Genomic DNA, 20293 nt, shown 5'->3' with positions numbered 1-20293 from the left:
CCTTGAGTGCGGTGGCGAGATGCCACGGGTGCCCGGCTGAGCCTGGGCGTGAATACCTGTCTCGAGTCTAGGGCCCGAGCCGTGTCTGGCGCTGCAGCAGTGCGGCTCGTTCGCCGTGAGCGCAGCGCGAAACGGCGATGTCGTACGTCACAAGTAGGCTGTGGCCATGATCGAATTCGATGATTCGCAGCGGCTGGTGCTCGCGCTCAATACGGCGCTGCACGCGAGTGTGCTGGGGGCGCCCGGTACGGGCAAGACTGCCACGCTCGTCGAGAGCCACGTGCGAGCGCTCGAAGAGCCGGGGTGGAGCGAAGAGGATGTGCTTTCACTCGCCCCCAACCGCCTCAGCGCTACGACGCTGCGGCAGCAGATCGAGGCGCGCGCGAGCCGGGCGATGGGGGGCACCGCCGCGCGCACGGCGACGTCGCTCGCGTTCTCGATTCTTGCGCGCGGCGCGGCACTACGCGGGGAAGACGCCCCGCGGCTACTCACAGGCACAGTGCAAGACGAAGCGATTGCGCAGCTGCTCGAGAGCGCCGGGAGTGGGGCCGCAGCCGAAGCCGCTGGGCTCACCAGTCTGGCCGCGTTCCCACCAGAGGTGCTCATGAGCCCGGCATTTCGCGGTGAGCTGCGCGAGCTGTGGCGCGTGAGCGACGACTACGGGCGGGGCCGCAAAGGGCTCGCCGAAGAGGTGTTGGCGGCGGCGGAGGTTGGCGGGCGCGAGGCTCACTCAATGGCACCAGACGCGGGGCTTGCTGAGCGCTGGGCGGCCGGGCTCGAAGTGATCGATGCCGTAGCTACGAAGCTTGCGGTCGAACGGCCGGGGGAGCTGACCTCGAGTGGGTTGCTGCGCGCCGCGGCCGAGCTGGTGGCGGCCGAGGGAGGAGTGCACGAGGGCGCGCGCATGCGGCTACCGAAATTGATCTTGGTCGACGACGCCCAAGAAGTGGGAGAGGGGGCGCTCGCGTTGATCGCCGCCTGTGCCGCGCGCGGCAGCACGGTGTGGGCGTTTGGCGACCCCGACGTGTCGACGGCGGCGTTTCAGGGTGAAGCGAGCGACCTTGCCGTGCACCCCGAGCGCGAGCTGGTGCGCCGCGGCGGCCGCACGGCCGCGCGTGAGCGAGAACAACGCGTGGTGCTCGCGGTCTCCCACCGACAGACCGGTGACCTGCGCGAGTTCGTACAGAGCCTGAGCCGCCGGGTGGGCGCGCGGGGAGCGGGCGGTCAGCGTGAGGCGGGTCCGGCACAGCCCGCAGCGCCCGCCGCAGGTGCAGTGCCCGCCGCAGGTGCAGTGCCGGCCGCAGGTGCAGTGGCGGCCGCAGGTGCAGCGCCTGCCGTGCCCACAGAACCCGCAGCGCCTGCCGTGCCCACAGATCCCGTAGCGCCCACTGGCGCACGCACGCCCGCACTGCAGTTTACGCTCGCCGAATCTGTCACCGAACAGTTGGGCGTCGTCGCGTACCAGCTGCGATCGAGGCGACTGGGGCTGGGAGGCGGTGTGCCGCTCGACTGGGGCGACATGGCGGTGCTCTGCCGCAGCCGTGCCGACGCCGTGCGAACCTCACGTGCGCTTGCCCTGCACCAGGTGCCCACGACGCTGGCGGCGGGAGGCATCGTGCTGCGCGACCACCAGCTGGTGCGAGACCTCGTGGCGCTGCTGCGTCACGCGCTGGGCTACGAACAGCTCGGCGCCGCGAACGTGCTCGACATCGTGGGCGGCCCGATCGGGGGGCTCGACCCTGTGGCGCGGCGACGCCTGCGACGGGAGCTGTTGATCAGCGAACGGCGGGCGGCGGCAGACGCTGGGCGTGATCCGGCGCCGATTGAAGAGCGGGTGTTTGCGGCGTTCGAGCAGCCGGGGCCCGAACCCGTTGTCGACAGTGCGGGTGGTCGGGCCCTGCGCAAGGTGGGGCTCGTGGCCGCGGCTGGCACGAAGGTGCGCGCCGCGGGCGGCACCGCGCGTGAGACACTGTGGGCCGTGTGGGAGCGTACGAAGCTCGACGCAAAGCTGCAGCGCGAGGCGCTCGACGGTCGGCCCGCGCGCGCTGCAGAGGCAAACCGGGCGCTCGATGCGGTAATGGGACTGTTTTTTGCGCTGCAGCGGCACGAGGAGAACGACAGCGCGCAGCCGATCGCGCAATTGCTCACCGACCTCATGGAGAACACGCTCCCCGAGGATTCACTAGCGCGACAGTCTGACCGGCAGTTGGTAACGGTGACGACACCGCAGGGTGCGATCGGGCGAGAGTTCGCCCAGGTTGCCGTGCTCGGACTGCAAGATGGCAGCTGGCCCAATTTGCGCGCGCGCGGCATGCTGCTGGGAGCCACAGCGCTCGAGCGGTGGTTGCGGGGCGGGGCGGCGGCGACACCGTCGCGCCGAGACACGATTCATGACGAGCTACGGCTCATGATTTTGAGCTGTTCGCGCGCGAGCGAAGACCTGCTTGTCGTCGCGGTGGCAGACGAAGAGCAGCACCCGTCGGCGTTCCTCAGGTTCGGTGACGCTGCTCGCTGTGAGGGGCTACCGAGCTCACGGTTGACGCTGCGCGGGGCGACCGCCGAGATGCGGCGCAGGCTCGTACAGCAGCCCACAGACGAGACTGCGGGGCGCACGCTCGCGGCGCTCGCGCGCGAAGACCTGCCAGGCGCCCACCCCGGCACCTGGTACGGTGTGCGCGGCCCGAGCACGCGAAGGCCGCTCATCGATCTCGACGCAGACCCTGAGGCGACGGTGCCGGTGAGTCCGTCGCAGCTCGAACGTGCCGAGGAGTGCCCGCTCAGCTGGGCGATTGCGGTGCTCGGCGGCGGCAGTAGCAACCTGCAAGCGAACATCGGCACGCTGGTGCACCACGCGTTTGAGACTGTGAGCGAGCCAGATTCGGCAAAGCTGCTGGCCGCCGTGCTCTCACAGTGGTCAAAGCTGCAGTTCGACACCGACTGGCAGTCTGAGCGCTCTGAGCGCACCGCGCAGGCGATGGTTGATGGGCTCGCCGGGTACCTGCGCGAGTTCGAAGCGTCAGACCGCGAGCTGCTCGGGCAAGAAGCAAGGTTTCAGGCCACGATTGAGCGCGCGCTGCTGCGTGGCACGGCCGACCGGCTCGAGGGGCGCACCCTGCCCGATGGTCGGCTCGAGGTGACCGTGCTCGACCTGAAAACCGGGCGCAACGTGCCTTCTGCGGGCGAAACGGCTGAGCATGCGCAGCTGCAGGCCTACCAATTAGGGGTGGCGCTGGGGTCGTTCGTGCTCGACGCTGAAGTGGCGGCCGGGGGAGCGGTGTCAGAAGGGGCGGCGGCCGGGGGAGCGGTGTCAGAAGGGGCGGCGGCCGGGGGAGTAGCGACGCACGAGCTAGCTACTAGCTCCGAGCCAGAAGTCGTGACCGGGGGTGCCAGGCTGCTGTATGTGCACCCAGACGCGACGAAGAAAAACGTGTTTGTCGAACGCGCGCAAGCGCCCATCAGCGAAGAAATGAAGGAGGCGTTTATGCAGCGTGTAGCCTCGGCTGCCCGAGTTATGGCGGCCGGCGAGTTTATTGCCCGTGTCGATCACCACTGCTCTGACCAGTACAAACCCGGCGACTGCCAGATTCACATTATTCCGGCGGTGAGCCGAGCATGAGCGCGTACGCCTCAAACGAGCCGCCCGCGGGTGCCGTGGGTGCTGCTGGCGCTGCTGGCGCCACCGCGACCGTGGTGTTTTCGGCGGCCCGCATTGCCGAGCTGCTCACCGTGCCGCCGGCCACCCCGCTCACACCCACCACCGAGCAGCAGGCCGTGATCGAGCACCCGGTGGAAGGCACCGCGCTCGTGGTGGCTGGGGCTGGCAGCGGCAAAACCGAGACGATGGCCAACCGTGTGGTGTGGCTCGTCGCTAATGGCATCGTCGCCCCCGACCAAGTGCTCGGGCTCACGTTTACACGCAAAGCGGCGGGTGAGCTGCGCGAGCGTATCGCGGGCAGGCTCGCGACCTTCGCCGAGCGGCTCGTCGATGCGGCCGAGCGCGGGATGCTCACTGAGCTCGAGCAAGCGCGTGCGACCGAAGTGTGCGAGCTGCTCGCCGACGGGCTCGAACTGCCCGACGTGAGCACCTATAACGCGTTTGCCGCGGCCGTGCTGCAAGAGTTCGGTGTCGCGGCGGGCGTGGCCCCCGGCGCCGCGATCATCGACGAATCAACCGCGTGGGGGCTCGCCCGCGAAGTAGTAGTGGCGAGCCGTGACCCCGAGCTTGTGGCGAGCGAACTGAGCCTGCCCAAGCTCATCGACAATATGCTCAAACTCGACCACGCCGTCTCAGACAACCTCACATCGTTTGACAGGGTCGACCAGGTCATCGCCGAGTTCGCTCGGGTAGAGCAGCTGCCCTACAACGAAAAGGCGCGGCAGACCGGCGCGGTGGGCAAAGTGTATGCGCCCGTGCGCGACGCGCTCAAAGCGCTCGAAGAGACCCCGCTGATTACACGGCTTGCCCGCGCCTACGCCGAGCAAAAGCAGGCGCGCGGCCTGCTCGAGTTCTCAGACCAGCTTGCCCTCGCCACGCGCGTCATCGAGAAGTCTGCCGAGGCTGTGCAGGCGATACGCCGCCGCTACCGCACGGTGCTGCTCGACGAAGTGCAAGACACGTCAGTCGGGCAGACACGTTTTCTGTCGCGCATCTTTGCGGGCATGGCCGTGATGGCGGTGGGCGACCCACACCAGTCAATCTACGGCTGGCGCGGCGCATCAGCCGAAGGGCTCACATCGTTTCACCAAGACTTTGGTGGCCGGGGGGTGCCACAGGCAACGCTGTCGCTCTCGACGAGCTGGCGCAATCCCGTGAGCGTGCTGGCCGCCGCCAACATCATCTCGGCGCCGCTCGCGGCAGAATCGGCGATCGACGTGCCGCGGCTTGCCCCCCGCCCGGGGGCCGCCATAGGCAGCGTGGAGTGGCGGTTCCCCGAAACCGTGCACGAGGAGCGGCTCGCCCTCGCCGAGTGGATGCGCGATGCCCGCGCCGCGTTTCAGGCCGAGCACGGCAAATCACCCACCGCGGCCGTCGTGTTTCGCAACCGCAAACACATGGCCCCGGTCGCTGCCGCGCTCACCGAGGCCGGTGTGCCCAATCGCATCGTCGGGCTGGGCGGTCTCCTCACAACCCCCGAGGTCACCGACGTCGTGAGTGTGCTGCGGGCAGTCTGGTACGCCGACGCGTCGAGCGAGCTCATTCGGCTACTCACCGGCCCGAGGTTTCGGGTGGGGGCGGCCGATATCGCGGGGCTGCGTGCTGCGGCACGCTGGTTCGGTGACCGCGACGTCACCCAGCAGCAGCTGAACGAGCGCGACCGCGCGGCCGACAGCGTGCTCCCTGATCCGGATCGTGCGTTCACCCTCATCGACGCGCTTGACCAGCTCGCGCGCATGAAGCCCACGCGGCATCGCGCATTCGAGGGCGTGAGCGACACCGGCCTCGAGCGCATGCGGGAGGCCGGGCTGATGCTCGCCGAGCTGCGTCTCGGCGTGGGGGGCAGCATCACCGAGCTGATCAGCGAGACCGTGTACGCGCTGCAGCTCGACATTGAGCTTGATGCGAACGAGGCTCGCGAGACCTCGGGCACCTCGGCCGCCCACGCCAATATTGATTCGTTTGTGCAGCTCGTTGACCAGTTCCTATCGATCGACGGGGCGGCGACGCTCGCGTCGCTGCTCGAGTGGCTCGAGCGGGCCACCGAGGCAGACGAGGTAGCGGAACATGTCGCGGCCCCGTCGCCCGACACGGTGCACCTCATCACAGCGCACGGTTCGAAGGGGCTCGAGTGGGATCTGGTGGCCGTGCCGCGGCTCGTTGCCGGTGAGTTTCCGGGGTCATCGAAGAGCGGGGCGGGTTGGCTGCGCACCGGGCAACTGCCCGATGAGCTTCGCGGTGACGCGGCCGCGCGCCCCGAACTGAACTGGCGCATCTGCGAGACACAGCAAGAGCTTAAGGAGCGCATGGCCGAGTACTCGCAGGCGCTCAAGGACCGGCACGCGCAAGAAGAACGCCGGCTGGCCTACGTCGCGGTGACGCGCGCCGCTTCTCGACTGCTGGTAACCGGATCATTCTGGGGTGGGCAGACCCGCGCTCGCGTGCCTTCTGACTTCTTGACCGAGCTACAAGACGAGAAGTCGACCGAAATGCAGGGCAACGCGCTCATCGAAGGGCTGCCCGAGGCGACCGTATATGAGACCGATCCGAGCGAACAAGACGAGCTGACGCTCACTTGGCCGCTCGATCCGCTCGGAAAGCGGGGAGCGGCGGTGTTGGCAGCAGCCGATGTCGTGAGCGCGCTGCTCGCGGCTGATCCGGCTGATCAGGGAGAGCCGGGAGAGCCTGGAGAGCCTGGGGAGTCGGGTACGGCGCGCGACGCAGGCCCAGCCATCGACCCGACCGTGCGATTGCTGCTTGCAGAGCGGCGCGCGCAACAGACGCACACCGAAACTCCGCTCGCCACGCGCATCACGGCGTCGACGTTTCACGACTTCATCGACGATCCGGTGCTTGCAGAGCGAACGAGACTGCGCCCCGTGCCGCAGCGACCGTACCGGCGCACGCGCGTGGGCAACCTGTTTCACGAGTGGGTGGAGCGCCGGGCGACGACCGCGCGTGGCACCGCGCTCACCCTCGCCGGTTTCGAACCGGCAGGCGCGCTGGCGCTCGAAACCGAGACATCTGACGCGAGAGCAGCCGCAGCCGCAGGGTTTGATGCAGCAGCGTTTGATGCGGCAGGGGTCGATGCCGCAGCGCTTGATGCAGCAGGGGTCGATGCCGCATTCGCGCATGAAACAGCCGAAGACCTGGGGCAAGACGCGGCAGCGCTGCAGCCGCTGATCGACCAGTTTGAACGCTCACGCTGGGCGTCACGCCAACCCATTTCGGTTGAGCAAGAAGTAGTGTTGCCGTTTGCCGGCCGCTCGCTCGTGTGCAAACTCGACGCCGTGTTCGAGGAAGTGGGAGACGACGGCGCGTCTCGGTTCGAGTTGGTCGACTGGAAGTCAGGGCGGGCTCCGGCCACCGCCGCCGAGCGCGAGACCCGGTTCTTTCAGCTCGACCTCTACCGCCACGCCTACGCACAGTGGGCGGGGGTACCGCCCGAACGCATCGACGTCACCCTGTTTTATGTGGCCGAGGGGGTGGAACTACGCGGCGACACCCCGCGCAGCCTCGCCGAGCTTGAAGGGCTGTGGCTCGAAGCTGCCGAGCGGCGCTTCGAAGATCGAGGTTAGCGCGCCTCGCCCCCCGGCCCGCCTGCAGAGCTCGGGCCGGGGCTTCCCGGTTCAATCAGATCGGTGTGAAACACGTCGGTTACCTGGTCGTCGGGGTTGAGCTCAGCGGAGGGGAACTTGCCTGCGGCGTCGCTGTTGGCCTCGGAAGTACGAGCAGCCTCGCTCGTACCCTCGTCGCCAGACGCCCCGGTACCTACTTCACCGGTACCTGCCTCACCGGTACCTGCCTCACCGGTACCTGCTTCACCAGCGCCGGTACCAGCGCTTGCCGCGTCGGCTTCTGCTGCCGTCAGGGGCTCGACGAACTCGGTGTCTTCACCAAACATGCGGTCTTCGTCGAGCGCCTCGTAGGCAGCGGTGTCAGACAGAAAGTCAACCACCTCGGGGGTCTCGCTGAGAATCTGTTCGGCCTCGGCCGCAGACAGGGGCGAGCGGTCGCGTGCCTTCGCGAGGGCAGAGGTGAGGGTGTGGCCACCGTTCACGAGTCGATCGAGCATCGCCACAGCATCGTCCACGATGTCTTGATCGTGGCTGTCGACGCCCTGCAGCAGCCACCGGGCCACCTCGAGCTCGTGGTACAGCGCCACGCGCGAGCGCAACTTCGCGAGCACACCCGGGTTGTGGAGGTCGGCGTAGCGCTCGAGTACCGCGTCCAGCACCTCAGCGCTCGCCCCAAGTAGCCACGTGAAGTCGAGCGCGGGGTCATCAACAGCAAGCCCCGACCAGCCCAGCACACCGGTGACGCGGTCATCATCGATGCGCAGCTGGCTCTCGTTGAGTGTGCCGTGCACCATTGAGGGGGCAAAGTCCCACAGCGCCGCATCTTCGACAACGCTCAGCCAGCGCCTGCGCACCACCTCTGGCACGAGTCGAGTTTGCTCGGCGCGGTCAATGACGCGCGTCGCTGCAAGCCTGGCATCGTTTGCCGAGTTGATGGCGAGGCCGCCGTGCTGTGCAACGCTCACGGGCAGCGAATGAATCGAAGCGATTGTGTGAGCGATCGATTCGATGAGCAACGAATCCGCCTGCAGGTCGGAGGCCTCGAATGAGCCGCCAGCGAGATGCGAGGTAACGACCGCGCGGGTTTGGCCCGCCCGCGTCATTCCCTGAGGTTCGGGCACAGCAAAGGGCAACTGAGACCTGGGCCCCTCGGTGAGCGCGGCGAGGCCGAGCAGCTCTCCACGCTGCAGCGCCTCGGCCGACTGGGTGCGCGGCACTCGCACGAGCAGCTCGGCGTCCTCGCTCACGATGACCGCTTCAACGAAGTCAGGGTTGGGTTCGAGCGCCCGGGCGCCGAATACCGTGAGGTCTGGCACCGCGGAGGTGGCGAGCGCGGCTAAAGTGAGAGGGATGCTGGCCATATAGACAGCGTATGCATCAGCGGGCACGGCAGGGTCGCGCCACGCGCAAGGAGGAGAATCGATGGACCAGGCAGTACCACCGCTCGCGCAGGGAACCTTTGACCGAGACGCCCCCTCGAGACTGAGCGACGACCTACTAGCCGAAGCCTGGAACGACCCGCGAGCGCGTCTTCTGCGCCTGCGCGGCACAGAGATCCCAGTGACGCAGCTCGCTAAGGGCGAGCAGGGCAAGCAGCGGCTCGCCCTCGCCCCCACGAGCGGCCCGTGGCGGCTCGCCCACGACGACGGCCGGGTCGCGCACGTGTTTCTCGGTCGCGTAGCTGGCGCGCCCGTCTTCGCACGCGCTGCCGCCGCAGACGAAGCGGCGTCTGACACCGATGCTGAGACGCGCTGGCGCCCGACCTTCGAGGCGGCGCTCGGGCTTGAAGAGTCCGAGCGCGAGCTAGTGGCGGCGGCGTCTGCGCTGCTGCGCTGGCATGAGGCTGCAAGGTTCTCTGGTGCAGACGGTTCGGTGACTCACCCGGCACAGGGTGGCTGGGCGCGCACCGACGCGGCCGGGCGTGAGTTCTTTCCGCGTACTGACCCCGCGGTCATCGTGCTGATCGAGCACGACGATCGCGTGCTGCTCGGCTCGAATACGCTGTGGGAGGCGGGCCGGTTTTCTCTGCTTGCGGGCTTCGTGGAGGCCGGTGAGTCGCTCGAGCAGGCTGCCCGGCGCGAGGTGTTTGAGGAGTCTGGTGTGCGGCTCGGTGAGGTGCGCTACGTCGCCTCGCAGCCGTGGCCGTTTCCCCGGTCGTTGATGCTCGGGTTTCGTGCCAGACTCGCCGCAGGGCAGGCGCCAGACGCGCTCAGCCCCGACACCGCCGAAATCTCGGAGCTGCGCTGGTTTAGCCGCGACGAGCTGCGCACCCCGCCGCCGGGTGTGACGCTGCCCGGGCCGCTGTCGATCGCACGCTGGCTGCTCGATCGCTGGTGTGAGGAGGGCGCGTGAGCGAGACGGGGGACCCGATCCTGTCGGGCCTCGATCCCGACCAGCGTGACATCGCCGAGGCTCTGCGTGGCCCGGTCGTGGTGCTCGCGGGAGCGGGCACTGGCAAGACACGAGCGATCACGCACCGCATCGCGCACGGTGTGCGCACGGGTGTCTACGCTCCGGATCGAGTGCTCGCGGTGACCTTTACGCGTAAGGCCGCGGGCGAACTGCAGGGGCGGCTGCGTGCGCTGGGCGCAGACGGCGTGCGCGCGCAGACCTTTCACGGCGCTGCCCTCGCCCAGCTCGGGCACTTCTGGCCCGACCTGGTGGGCGGGGCCGCCCCGCAGATCATTCCCGGCAAATCTGCCGTACTGTCACAGGTGCTCGAGGCGATGAAACTGCGCGCGAGCGGCGAAACCGTGCGCGATGTGGCCGCCGAGATCGAGTGGCGCAAGACCTCCATGCTTAGCCTCGATGACTATGAGACGCGCCTGCCGGATCGCCCGCTGCCGCAGGGCCTCACTGCAGAGCAGCTGCTTGACGTGCACCGCGGCTATGCGAGCCTGCTCGAGGAGCGGCGTCAGATCGACTTCGAAGACGTGCTGGTGCTTATGACGGGCATGCTCGAGGCGGAGCCGCGGGTCGCGATGCAGGTGCGCGAACGCTACCGCTTCTTCACCGTAGATGAGTACCAGGACGTCTCGCCGCTGCAGCACGCCCTGCTGTCGGCGTGGCTGGGCAACCGCGACGACCTGTGTGTGGTGGGCGATGCGAGCCAAACGATTTACTCGTTTGCGGGCGCATCGAGTTCGTACCTGCTCGGTTTTGGTGTTGAGTACCCGAACGCGCGCGAGATACGGCTCGAGCGTAACTATCGCTCTACCGAGCCGGTCGTGCGCCTCGCGAACAAGCTGATGCGAGACCAGCCGGGTGCGCTCACCCTGCGTGCGCACCGCGACACCGGGGCGACAGCCGGGCAACCGGCTGCGACATCGGCAGCATCACCGGCGCCGCCCAGTTTCGGTTGGTTTGCATCGGAGGCCGACGAAGCGGCGGCCGTGGCCGGGTCGGTGCGCGACGCCATTGCGACGGGCACACCACCGTCAGAGATTGCCGTGCTCTATCGTACGAACGCGCAGTCGGCCAGGTTCGAGCAAGCGCTGCAACTCGCGGGGGTGAATACGCGCGTGCACGGCGCGCAGCGATTTTTTGACCGCGCTGATGTGCGCCAGGCCGTGATGCTCATTCGAGGCGAAGCCAAGGTGGGCGACACCAGGCCACTGTTTCAAATCGTGAGTGACGTGCTGCGCGCGGGCGGATGGACGGCGCGTGCGCCCGAGGGAGCAGCGGCACGCGATAAGTGGGAGGCGCTTGCGGCGGTGCTGTCACTCGTGGACGAGATGCCCGAGGCTGCCACGATCAAGGAGTTCAGTGAGGAGCTGCTCGCCAGGCAGCGCACTCAGCACGAACCAACGTTGCAAGCTGTCACGCTGAGCGCGATCCACGCTGCCAAGGGCCTTGAATGGTCGCTCGTGCACGTCGTGGGTTTGGCCGAAGGGGTGCTGCCTATCGCGCACGCGGTAGATGACGCGGCAATCGACGAAGAGCGGCGGCTCACTTATGTCGCGTTCACGCGTGCGAAAGATTCGCTGCGGCTATCTGGTGTGGCGGGCGGGGCACGCGGCCGCAGGCTGCCGTCACGGTTCTTGGAAGAGGCCGGCCTCGCAGTGTAGCCACGGCGTGCGTTCAGCATCATCTCCGCAGCGTGCACGCGCACTCGGGGTGCGGTGTTACCTGTTCGATGCGGGGAGCCGCGGCCAGAAGAACGGGTGACGTCGGAATCACGACGCGAGTGGCGTGCACATGCCCGGCGCCCGCGACCCAGTCGGTCATCAGCGCGGCCGCGATGCTTGCTGCGATGCCCACAGCGGCACGGGTCTCGCTCTGCGGTTTCACGGCGGCCAGCTGTGCCGCAAGCACCGGGTATGCCGGGTCACGAGCAATGAACTCGAGTGTGACGCACATGTGGCACGGGACGCCCGGGGGCTCAACGATGGGGCCCACGTGTACCGCGGTATCGGTGAACCGCACGAGCAGCTGCGGCACCCCAGCGATGAGCCAGCGCTGCGCGCGCTCGAGCGGCTCAAGAAACCGTTCAACGTAGACGATGAGATCGGGTAGCTCACGCTCGTAGTCGTAACTCAGGTCGCACAACCCAGTGGCGGCGATCGCTTCGACGAGCCAGGGCACCGCCCGGCCGTCGTCTGAGATCGCCATGCGCAGGCCGGGCGGGGAGCCTGGAGACTGACTAGGCGATACCAGCGCAGGCGCGAGCGTATCGATCACCAGTTCGGCCTCGCGGGTGGTGATCCCTACTGCGCTCGCAGATTCGGCGATGCGGCGGGGGTCGATACCGCGCAGGAGGGCATAGAGAAGCCGCTGCACGCCAGGGGAAGGATCGTGCAGGCGCGCGTGCGCTCGCTCGAAGCCGACACGCAGCGTCTCGGGGTCTTCCCAGCACAGCGGCAGATCTGGATCAATCTTGAGGTGTGCCATAGACCGAGTATGAACGCGAAAGTAGCCCCGTGCGGGTTATCCACAGTCAAGCTGCAAACTCACCAAAAACAGCTCATTGGCGATGCCTGTGGACGACCAGGCGCGACCAGCACCCCCGCTACTCGGGTGTTACGTCGCTACTCGGGGCGTCACCGTTCTTGTCGTCATTCTTGTCACCGTTCGTGTTGCCGCCCCCATTGTCAGCTTCGTGCGGCGGCAGTTCGCCATCGAGTAGCTGCGCGAGCGCCGCGTCGAAGTCGTCGACCTCGGTGGTCGGGGAGCCCCCAGCGAGCCCCAAACGCTCGAGGAGTCGGGCCGGATGATCGAGCTCCTCGCTCGTTGGCAGCAGATCGGGGTGCGCCCACAGGCCATCGCGCACGGCAACCGAACCGCGCTCAGACACGAGCCGCCACAGCGCGGCGGCGTCGCGCAGCCTGCGCGGCCGCAGCTCAAGCCCCACGAGCGATGAGAACGCGTGCTCGGCGGGCCCGCCCGTGGCGCGCCGCCTGCGCACCATCTCGGCGATGGCCTCCGCTCCGGGAATACGCTTCGCAGCGTCTGCCGTGACGACATCGACCCAGCCCTCGATCAGGGCGAGCATCGTCTCGAGGCGCGCGTGCGCGGCCTCCTGCGCCTCGGTCTTTGGTGGAATCAGGGCCCCGCCCGCGATCAGCTCCTGAATCTGCTCGGGGTGCTCCGGATCAAGATCCTGCGCAAGATCCTGGATCCGGTCGGTGTCGATGCTGATACCGCGCGCGTAGTCGGTGATGGCAGTGAGCAGGTGCAGCCTGAGCCACTTCGTGTGCCTGAACAGGCGCGCGTGCGCGAGCTCACGCACCGCAAGGTACAGCATGACCGTGTCGAGCGACTGGTCGAGCCCCTCAGCGAACTTCTTGACGCCGCCCACCATGAGGGCACCGCCCTCGCGTCCCGAGCCCTCGAAGAGTGGAATGCCGACGTCGCCCGCAGAGACCACTTCTCCCGAAAGCTTGCCGATAATCGTGCCCAGCTGCACGGCGAAGAGCGCACCGCCCACGCTGCGCAGCATGGGGGTCGCGCCCTTGAGGGCGTCGCCGAGCTCCTCGGGCATTTGTTGGTTGAGCGCGTTCATGAGCGCCCCCGTGATGGATTCGGCGACGGGCTCAGCGAGCGCCACCCACGTGTCGATGCTCTGCTGCACCCACTCGATACGGCCGATAGCGCGCGGGGCATCTGGAGTGGGGCCGAGCTCGGTGGCCTCGTCGAGCCACAGCGCCGCGACAGGAAACGCGCGCAGCGCTGGCGCAGGGTCAGCGGCGGGCGTGCCATCGCTTGCCACTTCGAGGGCGGTGCGCCTGGTGACCGACCAGTCGATGCCCTCGCCCGGGTGCTGCATCGCACCCTGCAGCGTGCTGAACAGGTTTTGCAGGGTGGCGGGGTCGACGGGGATGCCTGCGGCCTTCGCGAACTGCTCGGCATCGACGGGGCCCTGCGGGGTGCCGCTACCCGAGAACATGTCACGCAGCATGCGCTGCAGTTCTTCAAAATCGGGGGTGTTCTCGGCGTCGTCAGGCCGATTGTTGTCGCCAGTGCTCATGTCTTGGCTCCTCGTGAGATTGGTGCAGCTTCAACGCTACGGCACACGGCCAGAAACTGCCTGCTAGATTGGCGGGCGGCCGCCGTGTTGCGTTGCGCCGAGTGCGAACAGGCACGGTCATCGCCGCCGGTGGGCGAGACCTGCAGCGCACAAACGAGAAGAGCACCCGTGAATTTCGAACCCGCAAGCGTGAACGAGCAGAACGCACCCACGGGGGACACAGCGCCAGCGAATGAGGCGAAGCGGCCGGGCAAACTGGTGCGCTTGTGTCGGCGCACGTGGGCACTCGTGCGCGCCAACCGCACGGAGACCGTAATGGGTCTGGTGGCGATCGCCGTTTTGCTCGCGGCCACCGTTCCGTCACCCTATGCGATCGAGCGCCCCGGCCCGGTCGTCGATGTGCTCGGCACCGTGCAGGTCGAGGGTGAAGATGTGCCGGTGCTCACAGTAGCGGGGCAAAAGAAAGAGGCGCAAGACGCCGAGGCGGCGGGCGCACTCAACCTCTTAACCGTGCAGATCACGGGCAGCCCGCAGAAGCCACTCAACTGGGCAGCCTTGATTCCGGCGCTGTTTGACCCGTCGCAGTCGATTGCGCCCGTGACCAACTTTTATCCCGAAGGCATCACCGTCGAGCAGCGCGAGAAGGTGACATCGATGCAGATGGACAATTCGCAGGTGCAGGCCGCCGCCGCCGCGTTCGCCGAGCTGGGGTTGCCCGTAAAAGTGGCTCTCAGCGTCGACGGAGTCGACGAACACGGGGCCGCTGCGGGACTACTCGAAGCGGGGGACGAGCTCGTGAGCGTGGGCGGTGCACCGCTTGAAAGCTTCGATGACCTGATTGCCGCGGTATCTGCGTCCGACGGTGAGATCGAGATCGGGATCCGGCGCGAAGGCAAAGACCGCAGCGTGCGGGTGACGCCGCAGCCGCAAAACCCGGGGGGCGACCCGCGTCTCGGGGTCGTGATCGCTTCGTCGTTCGAGCTGCCGCGCGAGGTCGACATTAGTGTGCCGCAGATCGGGGGGCCGAGTGCCGGGCTCATCTTTGGGCTTGCGATCATGGACCGGCTCGGCGACTCACCCGAGCTTGGCGGCCTCGCCGTGTCGGGGACTGGCACGCTCACCGCCAAGGGCGAGGTGGGCCCAATTGGTGGGCTAACACAAAAGGCCTGGGCGGCCAAGCGGGCGGGCAGTGACCTGTTCTTGATGCCCGTGGCGAACTGCGCAGACGTCGAAGGGTTTCCAAAGGAGCTGCGCGTGGCCCCCGTAGCGACGCTCGCCGAAGCGGCGGCAGCGATTGATACGGCGGCCTCGGGTGGTCAGGTCGCTGGGCTCGAGCGCTGCAGCGCTGGCGGCGTCGCGGAGGGTTAGCGCGAAGTGAGCGGAGGGTGCGCGCTTCGCTCCGCATCGAACGCAGCAATTGTCAGCTCAGGGCGACGCCTGCGCGATAGGCTCGAGGGTGTAGACCGCGCCCCGCACTTGCTGGGCGCAAGCTCGGACAGGAAGTAATACGAAGACGTGACCGACCAGAACGTACATGCTCAGGCCGCACGCTCGCGCCGGATGTCGCCGCTCGCGGTGACCATCGTGATCGTGGTGGCCCTCATACTCGGCTTTCTCGCAGCCGCCGCGGTCGCCGCGGAGGTGCTGTGGTACCGGCAGGTCGGCTTCTTGCCGGTGCTGACGACACAGTGGATCGCCGCCGGCACCATGTTTGTGCTCGGCTTTCTTGGCCTTGCCGTGCCGCTATTCTTCGCGATCGATATCGCGTACCGCAAGCGCCCCGTGTACGCGCGCCTGACAGCGCAGCTCGACCGGTATCAGGAGCTATTCGAGCCGCTGCGCCGGCTCGTGAAGTGGGCGTTGCCGTCACTCATCGGTCTGTTTGGCGGTTTCGCGGCCGCCGCGAACTGGCAGCGTGCACTGCTGTGGCTCAACAGTGAGCCCACGGGTGAGAAAGATGCCCAGTTTGGGCTCGACGTCTCGTTCTACATGTTTGACCTGCCCATGCTGCAGGGCATTGTGGCCTTCGCGTCAGCCGTGATCATGCTGTCGCTCATTGCGGGCGTCGCCACCAGTTATCTGTACGGCGGTATCTCCTTCTCGGGCCGCGACGTGCGCGTCTCGAAGGCGACCCGCATTCAGGCGGCCATCTTGGCTGGCGTCTACCTGCTGCTGCAGGGTGTGAGCCTGTGGCTTGACCAGTACCGTACGCTCACCGGCGGTGAGGGTATTCGTACCGGTGCCATGTTCCAAGACGTGCACGCACTGATTCCGGGTAAACAGATTCTGGCGGGCATCGCGATCATTGTGGCGCTGCTGTTCTTTGTCACCTCTGTGACCGGCAAGTGGCGGCTGCCGGTTGTGGGCACGGCGCTGTTTCTGGTGTCGAGCATCGTGCTCGGTGTCGGTTACCCGTGGGGTGTGCAGCAGTTCCAGGTGAACCCCGACGAGAAGAGCCTCGAGTCCGAGTACATTCAGCGCAACATTGACGCGACGCGGGCGGCCTACGGCATTGAAGATGTCGAAAAGGAACGCTACGACGCGGTCACCGACGCAGAGCCGGGGGCGCTGCGCAATGACGCCGCGACTACCGCCAACATTCGTATCATCGACCCCGAGGTCGTGTCGCCCACGTTTGCGCAGCTTGAACAGATCCGGCAGTATTACCAGTTCCCCAAGTCACTGAACGTCGATCGCTATGAGATCGATGGCAAGATCGAAGATACGGTCTCGGCTATTCGAGACATCGACATTCGTGACCAGAGCGGCTGGTACAACCGCACGCTCGTGTACACGCACGGTTACGGCCTGGTCGCCTCGTACGGCAACCAGCGTTCTGCCGGCGGCGAGCCCGTGTTCCTCGAGAGCGGCATTCCGACGAGCGGTAAGCTCGGCGAGTTTGAGCCGCGCGTCTACTTCGGCGAGAACTCGCCCGAGTATTCGATCGTGGGTGGAGAGCGCAAGAAGGCCATCGAGCTCGACTTCCCGGCCGACGCCGAGAGCATTGCAGAGGCGTCAGCCGAAGACGCGCCCGACGCGACTGAGGCTGAGGCCGATAAGACCGATACCGCCACCGACGAGGCTGCGGCAGAAGACGCTGCGGCAGAAGACGCTGCGGCAGAAGACGCTGTCGCCGAGGGTGATGGCGGCCTGCAGAACATGACCACCTTTAAGGGTGACGGCGGCCCCGAGCTGAGCAACATCTTCACGAAGCTGATCTATGCGCTCAAGTTCCAGGACATGGAGGTGCTGTTGTCGGGCGCCGTGGTTGACGGCTCCCAGATTCTTTACGACCGCAACCCTGTCGACCGCGTCAAGAAGGTTGCGCCGTACCTGACGATTGACGAGTCGCCGTACTCCTCGGTCGTTGACGGGCGTATCGTGTGGATCATCGACGGCTACACTACGTCGGCCGACTACCCCTACTCAGAGGTAGCCGACATGAACGCGCTGACCGTTGACTCGGCGAACAAGGAGCGCAACCCGCTGCCAAAGCCGATCAACTACATTCGCAACTCGGTGAAGGCCACGGTTGACGCCTACGACGGTTCGGTGAAACTGTATGCCTGGGACACCGAAGACCCGCTGCTGAAGTCGTGGGGCAAGATTTTCCCCGGCACGCTCACGAGCATCTCTGAGATGAGCGGCGACCTCATGAGCCACGTGCGTTACCCGTCAGACCTGTTCAAGGTGCAGCGCGCCATGCTCGGTGAGTACCACGTCACCCAGCCCGACGCGTTCTACTCAGAAGAAGATAAGTGGCGCACGCCCAATGACCCGGTCACGGGAACGCAGGCGAGCGCGCAGAAGTTCTTGCAGCCGCCGTACTATCTGACGCTCGCGGCGGGTGCTAAGGCTGACCCGAACTACTCGATTTACTCGACGTACATTCCGGCGTCTGAGGGCGAGACCCAGCGAGACATTCTCACGGGTTACCTCGCTGCGAACTCGAACGCGGGCAACGTGAAGGGCAAAGTGTCGAAGGACTACGGTTCGCTGAAGATGCTCACCCTGCCCAAGAGCAACTCGATTCCTGGCCCCGGTCAGGTGCAGAACAGCTTTACGACCGACTCGAAGGTCTCGAACCTGCTCAACATTCTGCGTCAGGGCGAGAGTGAAGTGATCAGCGGTAACCTGCTGACACTGCCGGTGGGCGGCGGGCTGCTGTACGTGCAGCCGGTGTACGTGAAGGCAAAGTCGGGTACGAGCTTCCCGATCCTGCAGAAGGTGCTGGTGTCGTTCGGTGACCAGATCGCGTTCGAGGACACCCTCGACGGCGCGCTCGACGCGCTCTTCGCGGGTGACTCGGGGGCGAACGCCGGTGACGGCGATACGCCCACTGAAGCTCCGGATCCCGATGCCGAAGCGCCCACTGACGAAGACGGCTCGGCCGGATCGGGTTCATCTGATTCTGGTTCGACAGATGCTGGTTCGACAATGACGCTCGACGAAGCGCTCAAGCAGATGCAGGCCGCGATCAAGGATCGTGATGCCGCAATGCAGAAGGGTGATTGGGCGGCCTACGGCAAGGCCGATGCGAAGCTGAAGGAGGCGCTCGACGCCGCTCTCGCGGCAGAGTAGTTTCACTCTTGCGCTGTTGCTGAGCGGGCCCGGCACCGGTTCTTAATTGAACTGGTGCCGGGCTCGCTTCGGTGTTCCTTGGTGTTTTGGTTTCGTATCTTTAAGCGATTTCGAACATGTTTACCGTATACGTGATATACTTAGATCATGTCCAGCAATGTAGCTGGGACAGAGGATTTGACCGTTGAAGCGGAGCAGCTTGTGTCAGGTCTGGCTGACCTTTCTGAGCGTATGGGTGACCGCGATTCGCACTCATCGCAGATGACTCCCTGCTCGCTCTCGTAACCGGGCTTGAGCAGGCGTCCCGGCAGCTCGAAGCGTTGATTGTGCGGGCCGAGGGCACGGTGGTGGAGCGTTGCGTGGGTGATACGCGTGAGACGCTTGCGGGCCGGTTGGGGTGTCGCGACGGGGTTGATGTGCTGCAGCGCATTACGCGTAGGTCTCATCGGCTGCTGCGGCAGCGTGCCCTGCTCGCGAGTGATCTACGCCCTGATCAAGGGTATTCGGGTGGTGTGATTGGGCCCGTGTTTCCGGCGATTGCGGCCGCGTTTTATGCGGGGGATGTGTCGTTTGAGACGGCGCAGATGATTGCTGACGCGCTGCGCAAGGTGCCTGGCCATGTTGGCCCGGCGGAGGTGGCAGAGGCTGAGCGGTGCATTGTGAATCAGGCGGCGGGGTATCCCGAAGACCACGGCTTTGCAGGTGCTGCGGGTGATGCTGACCTTGATGCTGGCGCTGATGCTGGCGCTGATGCTGATGCTGATGCTGATGCTGATGCTGATGCTGATGTTGACGCGGCCGGCGATGTTGATGCGGGTGGGGTGGCGGAGCGGTTGCCGGTGGGGCATGACACGGTGCGCGAGATTTGTGCGTATTGGGTGACGGCGCTTGATCAAGACGGGCCTGAGCCTGACGAGGAGTCGGTGCTTGCTCGTCGTTCGTTTCGGTTGGGGCGTATGTGGCGGGGCCTGGTGCCCGTGCGTGGGGCGCTCACGCCAGAGGTGGCGGCGCTGCTGGGCAACTTGATCACGGCGCTCAACTCCCCGAACACAGCAACCAACACGGCCGACCCGGCGAGCGCGGCCGACCCGGCGAGCGCGGCCGACCCGGGCAACACGACCGAGTCAACCGACTCAACCGACAACCCGACGGGTGATCTTTCCGAGGCGTCGCGGGTGCGGTTTCGTGCCGCTGATGCACCAGACTCCGAAGATCTTGAGCCCGACTTGACGCCCCGGCCAGAGGATGCCCGGTCGCAGGGGCAGAAGATGCATGACTCGCTCATGCTGATCGCTCAGATGGCCGGGCAGGCCGCCCAGATGCCTACTCAGGGTGGGGCGCCGGTGACGGTACTCATTCAGACGACCCAGGCCGAGCTGGCGGCGAGCCTGGCCCGCGATATCGCGCGCGCCGATCAGGCTGCAGCGCAGCAGGCGGCGGGCCGCGGCGGCACGCACGCTGGTGGTGGCCGTACCAGCACGGGTGTGCAGGGCCGGCCCGAGCGGGTGGGGGCGGCGTGGCTACACGGTGCTGACGGGGTGCCGGTGCCGGTGGGGTTTGCGGCGGTGCGGCACAGCATGTGTGCGGGCGCGACGCAGCGGGTGCTGGTGGGTGAGACGGGGCGGATTGTGGGGCTTGAGAGCCCGGCCCGGTTGTTTACGGCGGTGCAGCGGCGGGCGATCACGGCGCGTGATGGGGGTTGTGTGATTCCCGGGTGCACGGTGCCGGGGGCGTGGTGTGAGGTGCATCATGTGACGGGGTGGGCGGCAGGTGGTAAGACGACGACGGAGAATGGCGTGCTGTTGTGTTGGTGGCATCACCGCAGTGTGGAGGCGGGTGGCTGGCATGTGCGCATGGTGGCGGGGTTGCCCGAGGTGCGGGGGCCGAGGTGGTGGGATCCCGGTATGGTGTGGCGGCCGGCCAGGTCGGTGTGGGCGGTGGCGATGGAGCATGTGGCGGGGCGGGCGGTGCCGGGGCAGCAGCGCAGGCCGCGAACGGGGTAAAAGAATCCTC

At 66.7% G+C, this 20293-nt stretch carries 11 protein-coding genes; 8 read left to right on the top strand and 3 right to left on the bottom strand.

Going from position 1 to position 20293, the window contains the following annotated elements; all coding sequences use genetic code 11:
• Window positions 1–166 precede the first annotated feature (166 nt).
• Window positions 167–3616, top strand: a complete 3450-nt coding sequence (locus ACXR2T_RS01875; RefSeq protein WP_458838315.1) for a PD-(D/E)XK nuclease family protein — start codon at window positions 167–169, stop codon at window positions 3614–3616.
• Window positions 3613–7233: an ATP-dependent helicase gene (locus ACXR2T_RS01870; RefSeq protein WP_458838316.1), complete on the top strand. Its 3621-nt coding sequence runs from the start codon at window positions 3613–3615 to the stop codon at window positions 7231–7233. Before ACXR2T_RS01875 ends, ACXR2T_RS01870 begins: the two co-directional genes overlap by 4 nt.
• Here ACXR2T_RS01870 and ACXR2T_RS01865 read toward each other — a convergent pair.
• The gene (locus ACXR2T_RS01865; protein ID WP_458838317.1) at window positions 7230–8594 is read right to left on the bottom strand and encodes a phosphotransferase; all 1365 of its coding nucleotides are present in this window, start codon (window positions 8592–8594) and stop codon (window positions 7230–7232) included. The two genes, ACXR2T_RS01870 and ACXR2T_RS01865, sit on opposite strands and share 4 nt — an antisense overlap.
• Before the next feature lie 61 nt (window positions 8595–8655).
• Here ACXR2T_RS01865 and nudC point away from each other — a divergent pair, with 61 nt between their 5' ends.
• Complete coding sequence (nudC, locus tag ACXR2T_RS01860; protein ID WP_458838318.1) at window positions 8656–9585, top strand: NAD(+) diphosphatase; 930 nt, start codon at window positions 8656–8658, stop codon at window positions 9583–9585.
• Window positions 9582–11300 carry an ATP-dependent helicase gene (locus ACXR2T_RS01855; protein ID WP_458838319.1) on the top strand — a complete coding sequence of 573 codons (1719 nt, stop codon included), beginning with the start codon at window positions 9582–9584 and terminating at the stop codon, window positions 11298–11300. Before nudC ends, ACXR2T_RS01855 begins: the two co-directional genes overlap by 4 nt.
• Before the next feature lie 19 nt (window positions 11301–11319).
• Here ACXR2T_RS01855 and ACXR2T_RS01850 read toward each other — a convergent pair whose 3' ends face one another.
• Both ACXR2T_RS01850 and ACXR2T_RS01845 read right to left on the bottom strand, forming a co-directional pair.
• A complete protein-coding gene (locus ACXR2T_RS01850) occupies window positions 11320–12123 on the bottom strand; it encodes a hypothetical protein (protein WP_458838320.1) in 804 nt (267 codons plus the stop codon).
• A 118-nt stretch (window positions 12124–12241) separates the two neighbouring features.
• On the bottom strand, window positions 12242–13699 hold the full coding sequence (locus ACXR2T_RS01845) for a zinc-dependent metalloprotease (RefSeq protein WP_458838321.1): 1458 nt from the start codon (window positions 13697–13699) through the stop codon (window positions 12242–12244).
• A 168-nt stretch (window positions 13700–13867) separates the two neighbouring features.
• Between ACXR2T_RS01845 and ACXR2T_RS01840 the strand changes: the two genes are divergently transcribed.
• The 4 genes from ACXR2T_RS01840 (at window position 13868) to ACXR2T_RS01825 (ending at window position 20283) form a co-directional block, all read left to right on the top strand.
• Complete coding sequence (locus ACXR2T_RS01840; RefSeq protein ID WP_458838322.1) at window positions 13868–15067, top strand: YlbL family protein; 1200 nt, start codon at window positions 13868–13870, stop codon at window positions 15065–15067.
• Between the two features lie 147 nt (window positions 15068–15214).
• Window positions 15215–18280: a UPF0182 family membrane protein gene (locus ACXR2T_RS01835; protein WP_458838323.1), complete on the top strand. Its 3066-nt coding sequence runs from the start codon at window positions 15215–15217 to the stop codon at window positions 18278–18280.
• 147 nt (window positions 18281–18427) lie between these two features.
• On the top strand, window positions 18428–18565 hold the full coding sequence (locus ACXR2T_RS01830) for a hypothetical protein (RefSeq protein WP_458838324.1): 138 nt from the start codon (window positions 18428–18430) through the stop codon (window positions 18563–18565).
• Entirely contained in the window at window positions 18535–20283 is a 1749-nt protein-coding gene (locus ACXR2T_RS01825) for an HNH endonuclease signature motif containing protein (RefSeq protein WP_489945480.1), read from the top strand. Before ACXR2T_RS01830 ends, ACXR2T_RS01825 begins: the two co-directional genes overlap by 31 nt.
• The last annotated feature ends 10 nt before the right edge of the window (window positions 20284–20293 follow it).

The organism is Leucobacter faecis (assembly GCF_054456635.2).
This window is presented reverse-complemented; position numbering and strand designations above follow the sequence as displayed.